Below are 17,229 nucleotides of genomic sequence, written 5' to 3' on the forward strand. Positions count from 1 at the left end.
GAGTACCTCCCAGCCGACACTCTCCAGTGCAGGATACAATCCGCTAACAGCCGGGGACAGGTGCACGAGAGCAGAGATCGTGAATGAAATCCGATCTACGCAAAGGTTCATGAGAGTTTCATGTTCTCATGCAGGAAACCGTCGCTCCGACATGCGTCATTGAGTGTCGGATTACGTGTTGCAACTCAAAAGGGTTCTGAGGATATTTATATTTTCGGTTGGGGGAAGAATGTTGCAGAAGCAGCACCCGCCCCCCTATTTAATGCCGGGGATATCGCATCACTTCTTTTTCCGGGCCATGGAGAGGATATCCACAACGTATTTTCCTTCCTTCTCCAGTCCAACGACGACCTCGTCCGACCGGGCCAGCTTATCGATGTTCAGTTCGTATGAACCCGGACCGAGGATGCGGATGCTCTCGATACGCTCGAATACCTCGATCTCCTCTTTTTTCCGGAGGTCCGGCTTGACCTCAAGCACTTCCTCGCCCGTCTCCCGGGCGATCTCATCGATGGTCTTCTCTTTCAGCACGTCATCGTGCCGTTCGGCCTCACGGATGTAGAGAAACTTCTTCCCGCCGCAACTCGGGCATCCTTTCAGAATCTTCGTCGAACCGTCTTCGAACTCTCTCCCGCATTGTGTGCACTTGTGAGGCATCTCTTCACTCCCGGTATCCGTTCATCTCGACGAGGAGACCCATGCACTGATGAGATCCTTCTCCTTCTTGAGCGTCTTGAGCTGGTTCGCCGGCCCGATCACGGTCAGGCGAGTCTCGGAGCGTTTCCCGCCGAGAAGTTTCGCCAGGAACCCGCCCTGGGCATCCCTGATGGGATAGGTCTCCATCTCGATCCCGGAGAACCCGTCCGGCGCGATCTCCCGCATCGTGATCTCAATAAGCTTGCTCTGCTCGTCCGGCGCGAGGCCCTTCTCCAGGATGACGATGTTTCCTTCCATCACGTCATCGAGGATCAGGCGGATCTTCTCCATCGACGTGAGGCGATCGAGACGTTCCGCAGAGATCAGGTCGATTTGTACACCCTGTATCATCTCCATCACCCGAAATACGTCGTCATCTTCTCGTACAACTCATCCACGTTGTTCCCTTCAAGACCCGATATGGAGATCACCGGGTGCTGGGGGAACGCACTCTTGATCCGCGCGGCGGACGCATCGGGGAGATCGTTCTTATTTGCGACGATCACGACCGGGAGTTTCCGGCTCTCGATGATCCCGATGAGCATGATGTTCACCTGCTGGAACGGGTCCTGCGTGGAATCGAGCATATAGATGACGCCGTCGATATCCTCGCGGAGCCAGTGCATCGCCTCGGCAACGCCCTCGGTCGCCTCCCGGGCCCGCTTGACCGCCTCCTCCTTCTCGATGCCGTACTCGACAAACTCGTTGTAGTCGATCTTGGTCGTCACGCCCGGGGTATCGACGATGTCGATGGTGACCGAACTGCCATTCTGTCCCGTGATGGTGATATCCTCTTTGCGCCGGACGCGCCGGGTTTCGTGAGGCACCTCGCTGACCGGGCCGACCGCATCGCCGACCCAATCCCGCACAATCCGGTTCGCAAGCGTGGTCTTGCCGGCATTGGGAGGGCCGTAGATCCCGATGCGGCAGGTTCGCTTCTTAAAGAGCGCCTTCAACAGCCCCGAGATCTTTCTTTTCGTACGAACTAAGAACGTCATTAAGCTCCCTCAGGTAGGCAGAATTTGCCTATACTTAAGTGAGTTGTGGCACTCACAAATAAATATAATTATATGTTCCGTCCGGCATATTCTCGTCATTTTGCAGACAAACAACTTTCCCGGTGCGAGAGAATTCTTTTATACTGTTGAAACGTAGATAGACTTGCACCTGGAAAATCGGCTCTAATTGCGACCAGATTAGGAGAATTCCATGATGAATAATAGTGATACCATCCATTTCGAGACACGCATACCGGTCAGGGAGGTCATGCAGAGCCATCCGACGACCATCGATGTCGGGGAGACTGTCGCCCGGGCGGCGCAGATCATGTGCCGCGACGAGGTCGGGAGTTGTATTGTGCTGCAGAGCAACCTGCCTACCGGGATCGTCACGGAGGAAGATATCAACTGCAAAGTCGTGGCTAAAGACTTGAAACCGGGTGAAATTCACGTCAGCGAGATCATGAGCACGCCCCTGATCACGATCGGCGCCGAGAAGCTGGTCGGGGACGCCGCGGCAATGATGGTGAAGCACCGTGTCCGCAGGCTCCCCGTCGTCGAAGACCAGATGGTCATCGGGATCGTGACAGTTCGGGACATCCTCACCGTCGCGGCCGAAGTGAACGAACTCCTCGCGGATCTCATCGAGATCAACCGCGAAGAGGTGTACGCCATGGGGGTATGCGACCGGTGCGGGAACATCTCCGACGACTTATCAAGGGTCGACAACCTTATGCTCTGCCCCGCCTGTCGGGAGGAGGAGCAGTTGCTATGAAGGTGGCCTCAGACCTGATGGTGGATATCCCCACCCTGCATTACGACGATTACGTCACAAAAGCACGGAGCATCCTCAGGGACGACGTCTTTCGTGAGGTCTACGTCGTGGACGAGAAGAACCGTCTGCGAGGTTATCTCGACATCTCCGACGTCCTGCGAGTCATGGACACCAAGTCGAACGTCACGATCAAAGGGTTCGTCCGGGAGGCCGCTCAGGCCGCCCCGGATACCCCCCTTGCGGAGACAGGCATCGCTATCATGAACGCCCGCACAAACAGCGCTGCGGTGGTCAACGAAGACGGCGTATACCAGGGAGGGGTGCTCTTCTCCGAACTCTTCCCCGTCCTGATCTCGCGCCGCACCATCCCCGGCAGGGTCGAGGACGCCATGTCGCGAGAACCCGTCACCTGCACGCCGGACGAGCCCATACACCGCATCTACAGCCTGATCGTCACGAGCGGGTTTACCGCGTTTCCGGTGGTGCAGAAGAATGAGGCTATCGGCGTAGTCTCCCGCCGGGATCTCCTGCGCGCCGGGAGTGTCCGCATATCGGTGAAGAACCAGGCAGACACCACCGTCGAGCGGGTGATGACGACACCCGTCATCTCGGTGGCGCCGGACGACACGATAGCAACGGCAAGCCGGCTGATGGTCGAACACGACATCAGCATGCTCCCGGTCATCGACGAGAAGAAGCGGCTCGTCGGCGTTATCGACCGGCATGACGTCCTCAGCGGCCGTTTGCCCTGAGAGCAGTTCCAGACCCTATAATTTCAGAGGAGTGATACGATGCAACCCAACTCGAATAACTCGGATAAGAAACCGGCCGACAGGCTCCTGAAGATGCCCGGAAAACGCGAACGCGGGCCGGTCGACTTCAAGACAAAGATTGCCGAGCATGAAGGCGAGATCATGGCGATCGCCACAAGGGATGTCGTCGTGGCGCAGCAGACGACCACGATCATCCAGGCGGTCGAGATCATGACCCGGGAAGGGTTCCGCAGGCTGCCGGTCGTCGATCCCGGAACGCGCCACCTCCGGGGGATCGTGACCGTCGGCGACATCATCAACTTCATGGGCGGCGGCGACAAGTTCAACCTCGTGCAGGTGAAGCACGGGGGGAACTTCCTCGCGGCCATCAACGAGGGGCTCCGCGAGATCATGACGCCGCACCTGGTCACGATGCCCGTGACCGGAGCCATCGCCGACGCGGTCGATATCATCGTCAACAAAAATATCGGCGGGATCCCCATCACCGACGCGGAAGGAGAACTGAAGGGCATCGTGACCGAGCGCGACGTGATGAAGGTGCTCGCCACGGAGAACTCGGGCCGCAAGGCGGAGGATATCATGAACTCGTCGGTACGCGTCACCGGCCCCGACACACCGATCGGCAAGGTCTGCCGGGAGATGGTGAAATGCCGGTTCAGGCGCTTTCCGGTTGTTGCCGACGACGTCCTCTGCGGGATCGTCACCGCCACCGATATCATGAGTTATCTCGGGAAGGGCAAGGCGTTCGAGCAGCTGACGACCGGGGACTCCATCGAGGTCATGGGGGTGCCGGTGCGCTCGCTCCTCTCCGGGGAACTGCACACCATCACGCCCGACCGGAACATCCACGAGATCGCCCTCGAGATGATCCGGCGGCGTGTCGGGGCGCTCCCGGTCATCGAGGACTCGCACCTTGTCGGCCTCGTTACGGAATACGACCTTGTGAAAGCATTTTCTGAGGAGTGATGCGAAGATGCGTGCCATTGATGTGATGGCATCTCCGGTGTACGTCGTTGCGCCGGGGGATAATGTCGCCTATGCGCGAAACCTCATGCTCAAACACCGGGTGTCGCGGTTGCCCGTCATGGAAGGGGACGAACTCCGGGGTATCCTCACCAAGAAGGATATCGCATACCGGCTCAGGCAGACGGAACCGATGTGGCGGAGGCGCCCGATCGACCGGATTCCGGTCAGTATCCTGATGGCGCCCGAACCGATCACGATAGCGCCACAGACCGGCATCCGCGAGATCGCGGCCATCATGCTCGATAAGGACATCTCCGGGATTCCCGTCGTCGAAGAGGGCAGGGTGAGCGGCATCGTCACCAAACTGGATGTGATGCGGTCGGCCCATATCCGCGGGCTCACCGCAAAGGTCAGCGATATCATGGAGGATGCGGTCACGGTGAACCGGTATCACTCGCTGGACCACGTCATCGACACGATAAAGGGAAAAAACGATAAACTTATTGTCGTCAACGACAATGGAAGCCTTGCCGGCATAATTACCGAGAGTAACCTCGCATTTTACGAGTATCTGGACGAACGGATGAACCTGCCCAGGAAGGATGTTACTCACCTCAGGAAGGAGGCGCCGGCGGGGCAGAAACGCTTCAGATACGTCGTTGAGGTATCGGCAGTTGCGGAAGACATCATGAGCCGCCCGGTCATCACCGTATCCCCCGATGCATCCCTCCAGGATGCCGTCGGGCTGATGCTGGAGAACCAGATCAACAGCCTCGCAGTCGTGGAGGACGGCGATATCCGGGGTATGCTCAAGAGAGATGATATCATCAAGGAAGTGGCAAAATGAGCGACAGATTTCAGGTACTTGTCAAAGACGTGATGGCAAAACCGATCACCATCGCGAAGTCCGCCTTTGTCAGCGAAGCGCTCGATAAGATGCTCGGTGAGGGCGTCGATCCGCTGATCGTGACCAACAACGGCACGGTCATCGGAACGACGTCCCGCGCGGCAATCGCCGAGACGCTCGGGAGCAGGAAGACCCAGGCGCTGAAGGCCACATCCATTCATGTCGCGAACACGGTCGAGGAGAACTTCACCTCCGCGTATCCGGACCAGAGCATCGACGTTCTGGTGCCGCTGCTCCAGCACTACAAGCTGGTGGTGGTCTTCGACGCCGAGCACCGCCTTATCGGGCAGGTGACGGCGGGCGATCTCCTGAAGGTGCTCCGCCCGGCGGGTGGCACCCTCGACGTCATGGAACCGGCGCACACCATCCAGAGCGAGGAGCGCGCCGTCCACCTCCGCCGCAGGATGCTTGACGGCGAGATCGACCGCTTCATCGTCGAAGACGGAGACGCCGTCCTCGGTATCGTCACGGAGACCGATGTCGCAAAGGCGCTCCACGCGATCAAGGATCTCGTGGAGGATACCCGGCAGGAGTACCGGATCAGGAACCTGCTCGTGCGGGACATCATGACCACGCCCCTGATCTCAATGGACGCGAATACGGACGTCTCCGACGTCATCGACCTGATGCTCAAGAAGAACATCAGTTCCGTCCCGATCAATCGGAACGGCAGGATCGCGGGCGTCGTGACCCGGAACTCGCTCGTGCAGGCCCTGTGAAGGGCCGGATACTACTACCACTTTTTTTGCGGGCGGCGGGGCGGCCGCGGGGATTTTTGGGAACGAGAACGGCATATTCTGTAGTCGTAACCCTGCCCGGGGGGCGGGGCGATGGGAAACCGTGTGCGATTCTTCGCCAGCGTCTCCCAGCCGGTGAACCAGGGGTGTCGCCACCGGGGGTGGTGGGGCATCCTCCCTCCTCTGCCTTTACCTATCCGCGATTCCTGTAGCCCCCACCCCGCCCGCGCTTCGCGCTCCTCAACCGCACCTGCGGCGCTCGAACTCCTGCCGTTCCGGCAGTCGTTCCCCGCCCGCAAGGGGCGGGGGCAGTGCGTGGGGATAGCCGGCGGGAAGCCGTGCACGGTTCTTCCCCGGGTTCTCACCCATGCAGTGGACCATGGGGGTATCGCCACTGGGGGAGGGGCTGACGGGGAGTGCGATGTTCCGTAGGAACGGAGCTCGAGCACCCGAAGGGTGCGGAGTGCGAGCGCAGCGAGCTTGAGCACCGTTAGGTGCGAGGGGGGGCGTGCCCCCTCCCCTGTCTCTATTGCGTAAGGTCCTCCTTTGTAGCCCCCACCCACTCCTCCCGACCCGCCACAATGACAGCCCAAAAACCTCCATCCGCCCCCTCCATCGGGTCGGCACCAACCATTAATAGGCCACAATCCGAAATGATATCACGATATTTCCATGAAACCAACGCAGCCAGTCAAACCAACCAGCAATATAACGGCCCTCCTTCTATCCATGAGCCAGACCGGCTTTCAGGGGAGAAAACTCGGGGAGTCGCTCGGCGTCTGGACCAGGATGGTCTCGGATCCGGACTGCACGATATTCATGGGACTTTCGGGCGCGATGATCCCCGCAGGCATGCAGAACGTGCTCATCGAACTCGTCAAACACCGTTACGTTGACGTCATCGTCTCGACGGGCGCGAACATCTTCCACGACACCTGCGAGCACCTCGGCGTCCGGCACTATCTCGGCCACCACCACGCAGACGACGAAGCGCTCTTTGCGGAGGGGATCGACCGGATCTACGACGTCTTCGCCTACGAAGAGGAGTTCCGGAGCATCGACGCGGAGATCGCCCGGTTCGCCGACGAGATAGCACCGTTCCGGGGCTCCTCACGGGAGTTCATCCGCCGCCTCGGGAACTGGCTCCGCGAACGGCGGCCGGAAGGCCGGTCGCTCGTCGCCACCTGCGCCGAATACGGTGTCCCGATCTTCATCCCCGCCCTCTGCGACTCGTCCATCGGGATCGGCCTCGTGATGGCACGCCGGCGCGGGGTCGACGTCGATATCGACCAGCTCGCCGACACCGACGAGATCACCCGCATGGTCGAGGACGCGAAGAAGACCGGCGTCATCTACGTCGGCGGCGGCGTCCCGAAGAACTTTATCCAGCAGACCCAGGTCATCGCGTCGATCCACGACCAGAACCTCGGCGGGCACGCCTACGCCATCCAGTACACCACCGACGCCCCCCACTGGGGCGGCCTCTCCGGGTGCACGTTCGAGGAGGCGATCAGCTGGGGCAAGGAGGCGCCCGAGTCCCCTCGCGTCCAGTGCTTCTGCGACGCGACGATCGCGCTTCCCATCGTCGCATCGGGGCTGATCGGGAGCGGAGTCGAGCGCGCCCGCCAGGCGCCCCGGCAGTAATCGGAGTGGATGCCCGGGCTCACGCAAGTCAACAGGAGACAATAATGAAGTCTCACGCGAAGAACGCGAAGTCTGGTGTCTGAGTGCTTGCTTCGCGTTCTTCGCACCTACGGTGTTCAAGCTCCTGCCCTTCGGCCCATCGCTCTTCGCGGCTTCGCGTGCGACAGCGGTATAGGAACGTGCATGGAACCCATTTGTATTGACTCTCGCGGAGACCGGGACCGCCCGCCACCCCGGCCTCAGACCACCACAATTATTATTAATCAATGGGGCCAAAATTAGTAGGCACAAGTCATAGAATGCTGTGTCTGGAGCAGCACATCGCGTGTTGCGAGTGTCGAAAGATGCGAAGTTCTATGTTGAGGTAGCCAAGCCTGGTATGGCGCAGGTTTGCTAAACCTGTGTCCCCCTGGGACTCGAGGGTTCAAATCCCTCCCTCAGCGCTTTCACCGACAACGTCGATGATGAGGCGATCACATGGATGAAGAAGAGATAAAGTACTTTGTTCGAGTCAGAAACACTGATCTCGACGGCACCAAGTCAGTGCAGATCGCACTGACCGGGATCAAGGGCATTGGTCCGCACACGTCGCGCACCATCACCGCCCTTGCCAACGTGGATCCCCGTGCCGTGCTCGGCAAACTCGACGACGAATCGGTCGAGCGGATCGCGAACGCCGTCGACACCTACACGGAACAGGTGCCCGACTGGATGGTCAACCGCCAGAAAGACGTCTACACCGGAGAGGTCCGCCACCTGCTCGGGACCGATCTCACCATGATGAACGACGACGACGTCAACCGCATGAGAAAGATGCGGAGTTACCGCGGCATCAGGCACGAGACCGGACAGAAGGTCCGCGGCCAGCGCACCAAGTCCACCGGAAGAACCGGCACGACCGTCGGCGTCAAGAGAAAGAAGGATTGAGTGGTGATTGAATGGGATATCCCGGAAAAAACTACAAAACGTATGCGACGCCCAAGCGGCGGTTTGAGAAGACCCGGCTTGAGGACGAAAAGCGGCTCATCATCGATTACGGCCTGCGGAACAAGCGCGAACTCTGGAAGGCCCAGAGCGTGCTGCGGAAGTACCGCTCCGCCGCCCGTGAACTGGTGGCGCTCCGCTCGGGCGGACTCAGCACCGAGGACTACCAGAAGAAGAGAGACCAGCTCGTCAACCACCTGTACCGCTACGGTATCGTCGGTGAGAACGCCGATGTCGGTGACGTTCTCGCGCTCAAAGTCGAGCAGCAGCTCGACCGCCGGCTCCAGACGCTGGTTCTCCGCAAAGGGTTCGCACGATCCCCCAAGCAGGCTCGCCAGTTCATCACCCACGGCCACATCGCAATCAAAGGCCGCCGCGTGACCGTCCCGAGTTACCGGGTCGAGAGAGCCGAAGAGGTCGAGATCAGTTACTACGGCCCCTCCCCGCTCACGAACGAGGTTCATCCCGAGAGAAGCCGCATCGCCCGCGCAGGAGTGAGGTAACACCATGGCAGAAGAGAAATGGGGCATCGCGCACATCTTTGCCTCCTTTAACAACACCATCATCACCGTCACTGACCTCTCCGGAGCGGAGACGGTCACCAAGAGCAGCGGCGGCATGGTCGTGAAACAGGACAGGAACGAGAGCTCGCCGTATGCCGCCATGCAGATGGCGATCCAGGTCGCGCAGAACGCACGGGACAAAGGGATCACCGGCGTCCACGTGAAGGTCCGCGCACCCGGCCGGGGCAAACAGCGGAGCCCCGGGCCCGGCGCCCAGGCAGCGATCCGTGCCCTCGCCCGTGCAGGGATGAGGATCGGCCGCATCGAAGACGTCACCCCGGTGCCTCACGACAGCATCCGCGGCAAAGGCGGCCGGAGAGGAAGGAGAGTGTAATGGAGATAGCGTTTTCTCGACTGGATGAGAGAGTCGCCAAATTCACCCTGAGCGGCGTTTCGACGTCGTTCGCCAATATGCTTCGGCGGGCAATGATCAGCGAAGTGCCGACGCTCGCCATCGAAGATGTCCGCATCTACGACAACACGAGCGTTCTCTTCGACGAGATGCTGGCGCACCGCCTGGGACTCATTCCGCTCCGGACAGACCTCAAGGTCTACAAACCGCGCAGCGAGTGTACCTGCGAAGGCGCCGGGTGCTCGGCCTGCACCGCGACCTATACGCTCTCCGTCGAGGGGCCGAAGATCGTCAGCTCAAGCGACCTGATACCGCAGGATCCCGACGCCGCACCGGCGGAGGAGGGCATCCCCATCATCGAACTCGCGAAAGACCAGAAGGTCGTGCTCGAAGCGCACGCAGTCGTCGGCACCGGAAAAGAGCATGCCAAGTGGCAGGCGACGACCGCCTGCGGTTACAAGAACTACCCCATAATCGCCATCGACGCGAGGTGCGACGGGTGCGGCATGTGCATCGACGAGTGCCCGAGGAACGTGCTCGAGACGGCGCAGGGAAAAGTCCGGGTCACCGAAGGGCGGCAGGAACTCTGTTCCCTCTGCAAGCTCTGCGAGCGGGCATGCCTTGCCGGCGGGATCGGCACTGAAGCGGCCATCCGTATCGGCACGGACGCCGAGAGATTCATCTTCGTGGTGGAGAGCGACGGTTCAATGCCCGTCCGCGAGATCATCGAGAGAGCGCTACAGTATATCCAGAGATCATCAGACGACCTGGTAGACGTGATGAACGAGATTACGGGAGAGGGGACTGAATGAAGAAGACAAACGAGACTAAATCGAACCCCCGGCTGACCGCCCTCATCGTGACGCTCAAAGATGCGTCGCGCGTGCATGAGGCGAACATCTGGCGCGAGATTGCAAAGAGGCTGGATGCGCCCCGGAAGAACTACGCCGAGGTGAACCTCAGCAAGATCGACCGGTACGCGAACGAAGGCGAGACGATCCTGGTGCCGGGCAAGGTGCTCGGCAGCGGCGCGCTCAGCCTGCCGGTGAAGATTGCCGCACTGGACTTCTCCGAGGCGGCGGTGAGCAAGATCACCGGCGCAAACGGGACGTGCATGACTATCGAGGACCTCGTCCGGGACAACCCGACGGGGAGCAGGGTACGGATCCTCAGGTGAGACGAATGGTTACAGTTATCGACGCAGACGGATTACTGCTCGGAAGGATGGCCAGCATCGTCGCGCAGCGTGCGCTTGCCGGCGAGGAGATCGCCATCGTGAACGTGGAAAAGGCAATCGTCTCCGGAAACAAGGCGCAGGTGCTCGCGAACTACACCACGAAGCGCGAGCGCGGTTCCCGCGAGGGCGGCCCGTTCTTCCCGCGCAGGCCCGACCATATCGTCAAGCGCACCATCCGCGGAATGCTCCCCTACAAGCGCGAGCGCGGTATCGCGGCATTCAAGCGGATCAAGACCTACGTCGGCGTTCCGATGGAGTTTACCGGGATGGAGACGGAGACGCTCGAAGCGGCCCACGTCGACCGGCTGGGCAACACGAGATACGTGACGATCGGGGCGATAAGCAACAACCTCGGAGCAAAATACTAGATGAGGTGATGAAGTGGCAAAGATCATCAATTCAAGCGGTAAGAGAAAGACGGCAATCGCCCGCGCGACCTTAAAGCCCGGCAACGGCCGGGTCCGCGTCAACTCCGTGCCCCTGGAGATCTACGGGACGGAGCTCGTCCGGATGAAGATCGCCGAACCGCTGCTGCTGGTGCCGAACGCGCTCGACGGTGTCGACGCGGCGATCGACGTCTCCGGCGGCGGCACGATGGGGCAGGCCGAAGCGGTCCGGACAGCGCTCGCGCGCGGCATCGTGGAGTGGCACAACGACCCCGCGATCAAGGACGCATTCCTCGCGTACGACCGGACGCTGCTCGTAAACGACTCGCGGCAGAAAGAAACCAAGAAGCCGCACGGCCCCGGAGCACGGGCACGGTTCCAGAAGTCCTACCGGTGAGCAAAAGAGATATATGGGATGCTGAACCATTATTATGATACCCGTACGATGTTTTACATGCGGTAAGGTCGTCTCTACAGCCTGGAAGGAGTTCAAGGAGCGGCGGGATGCCGGCGAGGATCCGAAACGGATCCTCGACGATCTCGGTCTGGAGCGTTACTGCTGCAGACGGATGCTGCTGACGCACAAGGAAATTGTGGAGGACCTGAATCCGTACCAATGAGGGGTCGTGGGGTAGCCTGGCCATCCTATGGCGTTCGGGATGCTGTGACCTGAGTTCAAATCTCAGCGACCCCATTTTATCATGAATGATTTTGAGGCTGCACGATGGAATCTTATACCCGGTATGAACGGGCGCGAATTATAGGGGCGCGCTCTCTTCAGATCTCGATGGGTGCACCTGTTCTGGTCAAAACACCAAATACGGAGCCACTCGAGATCGCACTCGAAGAGTTCGATAAAGGCGTGATCCCTATAACGGTGAAGAGAAAGTAGTGATCTGATGACGACCATCGAACAGATTATCCTGAGAACAATCCTGGATAGCCGCGGGAACGAGACCGTCGAGGCTGAGATCTACACCGATTGCGGTTTCGGGCGGGCTGCGGCACCCAGTGGTGCCAGCACCGGAACCTATGAAGCAAAGGTGCGGCCGCCGCGCGAGGCTGTCGAGGACGCACAGAAAAACCTGATTCCATCGCTCATGGGTGAAGATACCCGTGATCAGATCACGTTCGACGCACTGCTCAGGGAGAACGACGGAACGGCCGACTTCAGTTCGATCGGCGCGAACGTCGCCGTAGCGCTCTCGCTTGCGTGTGCAAAGGCGGCTGCGTCGTCCCTCGATCTTGAACTCTTCCGCTACCTCGGGGGCACGTTCGCCGCCGATACGCCTCTGCCGCTCGGCAACGTCATCGGCGGAGGCGCGCATGCCCCGAACGCCACCTCAATCCAGGAGTTCCTGGTGGTTCCCACCGGGGCCTGTGGCGCGACGGAAGGCGTCTTCGTGAACGCTGCCGTTCACAAGACCGTGAAAAAGATGCTGCAGGAGCAGGGCAAACTCTCCGGGAAAGGGGATGAAGGCGCCTGGGCACCTGCCGTATCCGACATTGAGGCATTCGAGATCATCACCGAAGCGATCGCCGCCGTCTCCGACGAGACGAACGTCGAGGTCAGGATGGGGATCGACGTAGCAGCAAGCGAGATGTGGAACGGCGAGCAGTACCGCTACAAAGACGCGGCGCGGAGCCGGGAGGGCCAGATCGCTTATATGGCGGATCTCGTCGACCGCTACAACCTCATTTACATCGAGGACCCTCTCTTCGAGGAGGACTTTGAGGCATTCGCCGACCTGACCGAACAGGTCGGGGACCGGTGCCTGATCTGCGGCGACGACCTCTTCGTGACCAACGTCGAGCGGATCACGAAGGGCGTCGAGATGGGCGCAGCGAACTGCGTCCTGATCAAACCAAACCAGATAGGGACGCTCACCGACACCTTCGAGGCGATACGCCTCGCGCAGGAGAACGGTATGGAGAGCGTCATGAGCCACCGTTCCGGAGAGACGACCGACGCGACGATAGCGCACCTTGCAACCGCGTTCGGGTGCATCTTCCTCAAGACCGGCGTGGTCGGCGGGGAGCGGATAGCCAAACTAAACGAACTGATTCGCATAGAGGAGCTGATCTAACTTGACAGGAAACGAACTTGAGATTGAACTGAAAGAACCGCTGATGCCCGTCGAGGAGTACCTTGCGGCAGGTGTGCATATCGGCACCCAGCAGAAGAGCAAGGACATGATGAAGTTCATCTACCGCGTCCGCGGGGATGGGCTCTACATCCTGGACATCCAGGCCACCGACGAGCGGATCAAGACCGCAGCGAAGTTCCTTTCGCAGTACGAGCCTTCGAAGATCCTGGTCGTCACCTCCCGGCAGTACGGCCAGTACCCGGCCAAGAAGTTCGCCGACGCCGTCGGCGGCATGGCCGTCATCGGCCGCTTCATCCCCGGGATGCTCACCAACCAGCGTCTACACGGCTTAAACACCTACATCGAGCCCGACGTCGTCGTGGTGACCGATCCCATCGGCGATGCCCAGGCGATCGACGAGGCCGTCCAGACCGGCATCCCGATCGTCGCGCTCTGCGACACCAACAACACGACGAAGTACGTCGACCTGGTCATTCCGACGAACAATAAGGGTCGGAAGGCGCTCTCGGTGATCTACTACATCCTGACAAAGGAACTGCTCCGCCTGCGCGGCGTGACCACATCGCTCACGCCCGAAGACTTTGAGACAGAGTTATAAGATCCGAAGCACAAGAGCTCGATCGTTGATGGATATGCGCCCATGCAGTGTAGCGGGAATGTTTTATCCTGCCGAGCCCAGGCATCTGGAGCAACTGCTGGAGACATTCTTCCGGAAAAAGGCCCCGGGGATACTGTCCCGGGGGATCGTCTCTCCCCACGCCGGATACGTCTACTCGGGAGAGACGGGAGCCTGTGCATTCTCTACCATACCACCTGATTTTGACGGCACGTTTCTGGTCATCGGCCCGAGTCACCGGGGATACATGACCTCTGCCTCCGCCGTACCGTGGGAGACGCCGCTCGGGATCGTCGATGTCGATACGGAGTTCATCGACGCGATGGATATCGAGATAGACGAGGCATCGCACCGGAGCGAACACTCGATCGAGGTGCAGATGCCGATCATAAAATACCGGTTCCCGAGGGCAAGAGCCGCACCCATCCTCATGGGAGAACAGACCTACGAGGCAGCGGAAAACCTTGCGGAGCACCTGCTCCAGGCAATCGAGCACACGAAACGGGACGTGCGGATCGTCGCCTCGAGCGATTTCTCCCATTACGTCCCGGACGAGGTGGCCCGGCGGCAGGACCTGTACGCGATCGACGCGCTCAAAACCCTGGACATCCCCGAGTTTTACCGGCGGCTCCAGGAGACACGCGCTACGGTCTGCGGCTACGGACCGATCGCGACCATGTGCATGGCATGCCGGTCGCTCGGTGCGACGAGAGGGGAACTCTTACGGTATACGACGAGCGGCGACGTGACGGAGGATTACAATCAGGTAGTGGGGTATGCGGCAATAGCGGTGGTCTGATTGGCAACGTGGAGCGCTCCGGGCAAGGTGTTCCTCTTCGGCGAGCATGCAGTGGTCTACGGAAAACCGGGCGTCGCGATGGCGATCAAGCCGCGCGTCTTCGTCACGGTGAGGAAAACGCGCAATCCGACCCGCCCGAAGTCGCCCTACATCGACGAGTGTTTCAGGATGATGGGTGTCCGGGGCAGCGTCTACGTCCACTCCCAGCTCCAGAGTTCGTCGGGGCTCGGGTCGTCGGCCGCGGTGACGGTGGCGACGCTCTCTGCGATCAACGATGAGTTCAATCTCGGGCACGCCCGCGAGTACATCGCCGAGACCGCGTTCGCCATCGAGAAGAAGGTCCAGAAAGGCCGGGCAAGCCCCACCGACACTTACGTCTGTGCAAACGGCGGCATGGTGCTGATCACGGGGAACTCCAAGCGGCGACTGCCGCCCGAGAACCTGCAGGTCGTCGTGGGGAATACCCTGGTGCCGCACAGCACCGCAAAGATGGTGGAACTGGTCGGAACACTGCAGCGGAAGCATCCCGAGGTCGCGAACCCGATCCTGGACGCCATCGGGGCTCTGACGCTCGCAGCCCTCCATAACATCGGCAACCCGAAGGAACTCGGGCAGTACATGGATATGAACCACGCCCTCCTGGAGGCGCTCGGCGTGGGGCACCCGGTGAGCAGCAAACTCGTGCTTGCGGCGCGGGCAAGCGGCGCGTACGGCGCAAAGATCACGGGAGCCGGCGGCGGCGGGTGCATCATCGCCCTCTGCCCAAGGCGTGCAAAGAGCCGGGTTGCCGGGGCGATCGAGGCCTGCGAAGGGCGGGCAATCATCACGTCGATAGATACGGACGGCGCGAGAAGAGAGAAGCATGACTGAGAGTGTGGTACTGAAACTGGGAGGGAGCGTGATCACCGACAAGTCGGGGGACTGCGCCATCGATCATGCCCGCCTGCGCGGGATTGCGGCAGAACTCGCCGCACGCCGAGAGACCGCACTCGTGCTCGTCCACGGTGCGGGGTCGTGCGGGCATCCCGAGGCCCGGCGCTACCGGATCAACGATGGTCTCTCCGCGGAGAACGTCCCCGGCGTCTACGAGACGCATACCGCCGTCTCAAGCCTGAACACGGCGGTCGTCAACGCCCTGCGGGACGCGGGGGTCGAGGCGATCGGTATCCACCCCCTCGACCTCTGCCTCGCCGAAGACGGGCGCCTGGTCTCGTTCGAGACCCGCCACATCGCCGAAATGACGGAACACGGCATTGTGCCCGTGCTGCACGGCGACGTGGTGATGGACCGGCTCCGGGGCTCCTGCATCGTCTCGGGCGACCAGCTGGTGACCCGTCTTGCCGCCGCTCTCGAAAGCAGGCGCGTGGGCCTTGCGACGGATGTTCCCGGCGTCCTCGCGAACGGCGCGGTCGTCCCGCGGATCGACCGGAGCACGGTAGAGTCGCTCGATGTCGGCGGGTCGGGAAACACCGACGTGACCGGGGGGATGCGAGGCAAGATCGCGGAACTCCTGGCGCTGGCCGATGCCGGCATCGATTCACACATCTTCCATGTCTCGAAGATCGGCCGGTTCCTGGACGGCACCGGACATGGCGGAACAACGATAACCGCAAAGGAGTAAACCATGGAGAAAGAGACCGCCACGTCTTCAAGAAAACGGGATCACCTGCAGATCTGCTGCGAGCAGCCCGTCGAGGCCGGCGACGCCGGATTCGGGGACGTGCGCCTGGTGCATAACGCCCTTCCCGAGTGCGACATGGACGCGATCGAGACGAAGACGCGGTTCCTCGGTAGAGCGCTCGGCTCCCCCCTCTTCATTGCAGCGATGACCGGAGGACATCCGGACACCCTCGAGGTGAACCGGCGGCTCGCACGGGCCGCCGAGCGTTACAACCTCGGCATGGGTGTCGGTTCTCAGCGAGCGGCATTGGAGAAGCCCGAACTGGAGGGGAGTTTCACCGTCGTGCGGGAGGAAGCGCCACACGCGTTCCTCTGTGCGAACCTGGGAATCATCCAGCTCCGCGACCACGGCATCGAGTGGGCGGAACGGGCTGTCGAGATGATCGATGCACAGGCGATCGCCATCCACGTCAATTCGCTCCAGGAAGCGATTCAGCCGGAGGGCGATCACAACGCAGAGGGGTGCATCGAAGCGCTGCGCAACCTCTGCAACGAGTTCTCCTACCCCGTCATCGTGAAGGAGACAGGTTCCGGCATATCGGCCGGAACCGCAAGGATTATCCGGGGTGCCGGAGCAAGCGCCATCGATATCGGCGGCTACGGGGGCACGTCGTGGGCGAAGATTGAACGCCTGCGGGCGAACAGCCCCGAACTCGCCGATCTCGGGGAGACATTCCTCTCGTGGGGCATACCGACGGCGGTGAGCCTCTGTGAGGTGCGGACGACCGGAGGCCCGATCATCGCGACGGGCGGACTTCGAACGGGTGTCGATATCGCGAAGGCTGTTGCTCTCGGGGCGGACCTCGGGGGCATGGCGCTTCCCCTCCTGAAACCGGCCATGGAGAGCGACGATGCGCTCTTTGCAGCCGTCGAAGCGATGCACCGCGAACTCCGCGTGGCGATGTTCCTGACGGGATCCCGGTCTGTAGCGGATCTCCGGCACGCCAGGACGTATATAACCGGCCTGACCCGGCAAATGATTGAAAACAGCGACTAACAACGGAAAAA

24 protein-coding genes and 2 tRNA genes are annotated in these 17,229 nt (G+C 60.9%); 23 read left to right on the forward strand and 3 right to left on the reverse strand.

The annotated features are described in order from the left end of the window. Positions 1–279 precede the first annotated feature (279 nt). From MchiMG62_RS10470 to dipA, 3 genes are read right to left on the reverse strand one after another with little or no spacing between them, the layout of a single operon-like run. Positions 280–657: a Zn-ribbon domain-containing protein gene (locus tag MchiMG62_RS10470; RefSeq protein ID WP_054848046.1), complete on the reverse strand. Its 378-nt coding sequence runs from the start codon at positions 655–657 to the stop codon at positions 280–282. Between the two features lie 21 nt (positions 658–678). Continuing rightward, a complete protein-coding gene (gene dipB, locus MchiMG62_RS10475) occupies positions 679–1,047 on the reverse strand; it encodes a divisome-positioning protein B (protein ID WP_054848049.1) in 369 nt (122 codons plus the stop codon). 5 nt (positions 1,048–1,052) lie between these two features. Then, complete coding sequence (dipA, locus tag MchiMG62_RS10480; RefSeq protein ID WP_221056908.1) at positions 1,053–1,694, reverse strand: divisome-positioning GTPase DipA; 642 nt, start codon at positions 1,692–1,694, stop codon at positions 1,053–1,055. 211 nt (positions 1,695–1,905) lie between these two features. Here dipA and MchiMG62_RS10485 point away from each other — a divergent pair, with 211 nt between their 5' ends. The 23 genes from MchiMG62_RS10485 (at position 1,906) to fni (ending at position 17,218) form a co-directional block, all read left to right on the forward strand. Further along, positions 1,906–2,469: a CBS domain-containing protein gene (locus MchiMG62_RS10485; protein WP_221056909.1), complete on the forward strand. Its 564-nt coding sequence runs from the start codon at positions 1,906–1,908 to the stop codon at positions 2,467–2,469. Further along, positions 2,466–3,221: a CBS domain-containing protein gene (locus MchiMG62_RS10490; protein ID WP_221056910.1), complete on the forward strand. Its 756-nt coding sequence runs from the start codon at positions 2,466–2,468 to the stop codon at positions 3,219–3,221. The genes MchiMG62_RS10485 and MchiMG62_RS10490 overlap by 4 nt, the downstream gene beginning before the upstream one ends. Before the next feature lie 39 nt (positions 3,222–3,260). Further along, on the forward strand, positions 3,261–4,208 hold the full coding sequence (locus MchiMG62_RS10495) for a CBS domain-containing protein (RefSeq protein WP_221056911.1): 948 nt from the start codon (positions 3,261–3,263) through the stop codon (positions 4,206–4,208). Between the two features lie 7 nt (positions 4,209–4,215). Then, positions 4,216–5,055 (forward strand): CBS domain-containing protein, encoded by an 840-nt coding sequence (locus MchiMG62_RS10500; protein WP_221056912.1) that lies wholly within the window; start codon positions 4,216–4,218, stop codon positions 5,053–5,055. Then, positions 5,052–5,834, forward strand: coding sequence for a CBS domain-containing protein (locus MchiMG62_RS10505; RefSeq protein WP_054848047.1), 783 nt, complete (start codon positions 5,052–5,054; stop codon positions 5,832–5,834). The genes MchiMG62_RS10500 and MchiMG62_RS10505 overlap by 4 nt, the downstream gene beginning before the upstream one ends. A gap of 690 nt (positions 5,835–6,524) precedes the next feature. Further along, a complete protein-coding gene (locus MchiMG62_RS10510) occupies positions 6,525–7,496 on the forward strand; it encodes a deoxyhypusine synthase (RefSeq protein WP_221056913.1) in 972 nt (323 codons plus the stop codon). Between the two features lie 358 nt (positions 7,497–7,854). Then, positions 7,855–7,939, forward strand: a tRNA-Ser gene (locus tag MchiMG62_RS10515). A gap of 34 nt (positions 7,940–7,973) precedes the next feature. Next, positions 7,974–8,423, forward strand: coding sequence for a 30S ribosomal protein S13 (locus MchiMG62_RS10520; protein WP_074368521.1), 450 nt, complete (start codon positions 7,974–7,976; stop codon positions 8,421–8,423). Positions 8,424–8,434: 11 nt separating this feature from the next. Next, positions 8,435–8,983 (forward strand): 30S ribosomal protein S4, encoded by a 549-nt coding sequence (locus MchiMG62_RS10525; RefSeq protein ID WP_221056914.1) that lies wholly within the window; start codon positions 8,435–8,437, stop codon positions 8,981–8,983. Between the two features lie 4 nt (positions 8,984–8,987). Next, on the forward strand, positions 8,988–9,377 hold the full coding sequence (locus tag MchiMG62_RS10530) for a 30S ribosomal protein S11 (RefSeq protein ID WP_011844637.1): 390 nt from the start codon (positions 8,988–8,990) through the stop codon (positions 9,375–9,377). After that, positions 9,377–10,207, forward strand: coding sequence for a DNA-directed RNA polymerase subunit D (locus tag MchiMG62_RS10535; protein ID WP_221056915.1), 831 nt, complete (start codon positions 9,377–9,379; stop codon positions 10,205–10,207). The genes MchiMG62_RS10530 and MchiMG62_RS10535 overlap by 1 nt, the downstream gene beginning before the upstream one ends. After that, positions 10,204–10,572, forward strand: a complete 369-nt coding sequence (locus MchiMG62_RS10540; RefSeq protein ID WP_221056916.1) for a 50S ribosomal protein L18e — start codon at positions 10,204–10,206, stop codon at positions 10,570–10,572. Before MchiMG62_RS10535 ends, MchiMG62_RS10540 begins: the two co-directional genes overlap by 4 nt. Before the next feature lie 5 nt (positions 10,573–10,577). After that, complete coding sequence (locus MchiMG62_RS10545; protein ID WP_054847996.1) at positions 10,578–11,000, forward strand: 50S ribosomal protein L13; 423 nt, start codon at positions 10,578–10,580, stop codon at positions 10,998–11,000. A gap of 13 nt (positions 11,001–11,013) precedes the next feature. Further along, positions 11,014–11,415: a 30S ribosomal protein S9 gene (locus MchiMG62_RS10550; protein WP_074368526.1), complete on the forward strand. Its 402-nt coding sequence runs from the start codon at positions 11,014–11,016 to the stop codon at positions 11,413–11,415. Positions 11,416–11,449: 34 nt separating this feature from the next. Beyond that, positions 11,450–11,638, forward strand: a complete 189-nt coding sequence (locus MchiMG62_RS10555; protein ID WP_054847994.1) for a DNA-directed RNA polymerase subunit N — start codon at positions 11,450–11,452, stop codon at positions 11,636–11,638. Next, positions 11,639–11,712, forward strand: a tRNA-Pro gene (locus MchiMG62_RS10560). Positions 11,713–11,742: 30 nt separating this feature from the next. Continuing rightward, positions 11,743–11,910, forward strand: a complete 168-nt coding sequence (locus tag MchiMG62_RS10565; RefSeq protein ID WP_221056917.1) for a DNA-directed RNA polymerase subunit K — start codon at positions 11,743–11,745, stop codon at positions 11,908–11,910. Between the two features lie 7 nt (positions 11,911–11,917). Continuing rightward, positions 11,918–13,105, forward strand: a complete 1,188-nt coding sequence (gene eno / locus MchiMG62_RS10570) for a phosphopyruvate hydratase (RefSeq protein WP_221056918.1) — start codon at positions 11,918–11,920, stop codon at positions 13,103–13,105. Position 13,106: 1 nt separating this feature from the next. Next, positions 13,107–13,724, forward strand: coding sequence for a 30S ribosomal protein S2 (gene rpsB / locus MchiMG62_RS10575; RefSeq protein ID WP_221056919.1), 618 nt, complete (start codon positions 13,107–13,109; stop codon positions 13,722–13,724). Positions 13,725–13,752: 28 nt separating this feature from the next. Further along, positions 13,753–14,541 (forward strand): AmmeMemoRadiSam system protein B, encoded by a 789-nt coding sequence (gene amrB / locus MchiMG62_RS10580; protein WP_221056920.1) that lies wholly within the window; start codon positions 13,753–13,755, stop codon positions 14,539–14,541. After that, positions 14,542–15,411 (forward strand): mevalonate kinase, encoded by an 870-nt coding sequence (mvk, locus tag MchiMG62_RS10585; RefSeq protein ID WP_221056921.1) that lies wholly within the window; start codon positions 14,542–14,544, stop codon positions 15,409–15,411. Then, positions 15,404–16,162, forward strand: a complete 759-nt coding sequence (locus MchiMG62_RS10590) for an isopentenyl phosphate kinase (RefSeq protein ID WP_221056922.1) — start codon at positions 15,404–15,406, stop codon at positions 16,160–16,162. The genes mvk and MchiMG62_RS10590 overlap by 8 nt, the downstream gene beginning before the upstream one ends. 3 nt (positions 16,163–16,165) lie before the next feature. Beyond that, entirely contained in the window at positions 16,166–17,218 is a 1,053-nt protein-coding gene (gene fni / locus MchiMG62_RS10595; protein ID WP_221056923.1) for a type 2 isopentenyl-diphosphate Delta-isomerase, read from the forward strand. Positions 17,219–17,229: the final 11 nt, after the last annotated feature.

The sequence above is a fragment of the Methanoculleus chikugoensis genome, assembly GCF_019669965.1.
GTDB classification, from domain to species: Archaea; Halobacteriota; Methanomicrobia; order Methanomicrobiales; family Methanoculleaceae; genus Methanoculleus; species Methanoculleus chikugoensis.

Bases quoted from the DNA above. Each gene is read 5' to 3' on its own strand.
- MchiMG62_RS10470 (WP_054848046.1), bottom strand. From the start codon at position 657: ATGCCTCACAAGTGCACACAATGCGGGAGAGAGTTCGAAGACGGTTCG.
- dipB (WP_054848049.1), bottom strand. From the start codon at position 1,047: ATGATACAGGGTGTACAAATCGACCTGATCTCTGCGGAACGTCTCGAT.
- dipA (WP_221056908.1), bottom strand. From the start codon at position 1,694: ATGACGTTCTTAGTTCGTACGAAAAGAAAGATCTCGGGGCTGTTGAAG.
- MchiMG62_RS10485 (WP_221056909.1), top strand. From the start codon at position 1,906: ATGATGAATAATAGTGATACCATCCATTTCGAGACACGCATACCGGTC.
- MchiMG62_RS10490 (WP_221056910.1), top strand. From the start codon at position 2,466: ATGAAGGTGGCCTCAGACCTGATGGTGGATATCCCCACCCTGCATTAC.
- MchiMG62_RS10495 (WP_221056911.1), top strand. From the start codon at position 3,261: ATGCAACCCAACTCGAATAACTCGGATAAGAAACCGGCCGACAGGCTC.
- MchiMG62_RS10500 (WP_221056912.1), top strand. From the start codon at position 4,216: ATGCGTGCCATTGATGTGATGGCATCTCCGGTGTACGTCGTTGCGCCG.
- MchiMG62_RS10505 (WP_054848047.1), top strand. From the start codon at position 5,052: ATGAGCGACAGATTTCAGGTACTTGTCAAAGACGTGATGGCAAAACCG.
- MchiMG62_RS10510 (WP_221056913.1), top strand. From the start codon at position 6,525: ATGAAACCAACGCAGCCAGTCAAACCAACCAGCAATATAACGGCCCTC.
- MchiMG62_RS10520 (WP_074368521.1), top strand. From the start codon at position 7,974: ATGGATGAAGAAGAGATAAAGTACTTTGTTCGAGTCAGAAACACTGAT.
- MchiMG62_RS10525 (WP_221056914.1), top strand. From the start codon at position 8,435: ATGGGATATCCCGGAAAAAACTACAAAACGTATGCGACGCCCAAGCGG.
- MchiMG62_RS10530 (WP_011844637.1), top strand. From the start codon at position 8,988: ATGGCAGAAGAGAAATGGGGCATCGCGCACATCTTTGCCTCCTTTAAC.
- MchiMG62_RS10535 (WP_221056915.1), top strand. From the start codon at position 9,377: ATGGAGATAGCGTTTTCTCGACTGGATGAGAGAGTCGCCAAATTCACC.
- MchiMG62_RS10540 (WP_221056916.1), top strand. From the start codon at position 10,204: ATGAAGAAGACAAACGAGACTAAATCGAACCCCCGGCTGACCGCCCTC.
- MchiMG62_RS10545 (WP_054847996.1), top strand. From the start codon at position 10,578: ATGGTTACAGTTATCGACGCAGACGGATTACTGCTCGGAAGGATGGCC.
- MchiMG62_RS10555 (WP_054847994.1), top strand. From the start codon at position 11,450: ATGATACCCGTACGATGTTTTACATGCGGTAAGGTCGTCTCTACAGCC.
- MchiMG62_RS10565 (WP_221056917.1), top strand. From the start codon at position 11,743: ATGGAATCTTATACCCGGTATGAACGGGCGCGAATTATAGGGGCGCGC.
- eno (WP_221056918.1), top strand. From the start codon at position 11,918: ATGACGACCATCGAACAGATTATCCTGAGAACAATCCTGGATAGCCGC.
- amrB (WP_221056920.1), top strand. From the start codon at position 13,753: ATGGATATGCGCCCATGCAGTGTAGCGGGAATGTTTTATCCTGCCGAG.
- MchiMG62_RS10590 (WP_221056922.1), top strand. From the start codon at position 15,404: ATGACTGAGAGTGTGGTACTGAAACTGGGAGGGAGCGTGATCACCGAC.
- fni (WP_221056923.1), top strand. From the start codon at position 16,166: ATGGAGAAAGAGACCGCCACGTCTTCAAGAAAACGGGATCACCTGCAG.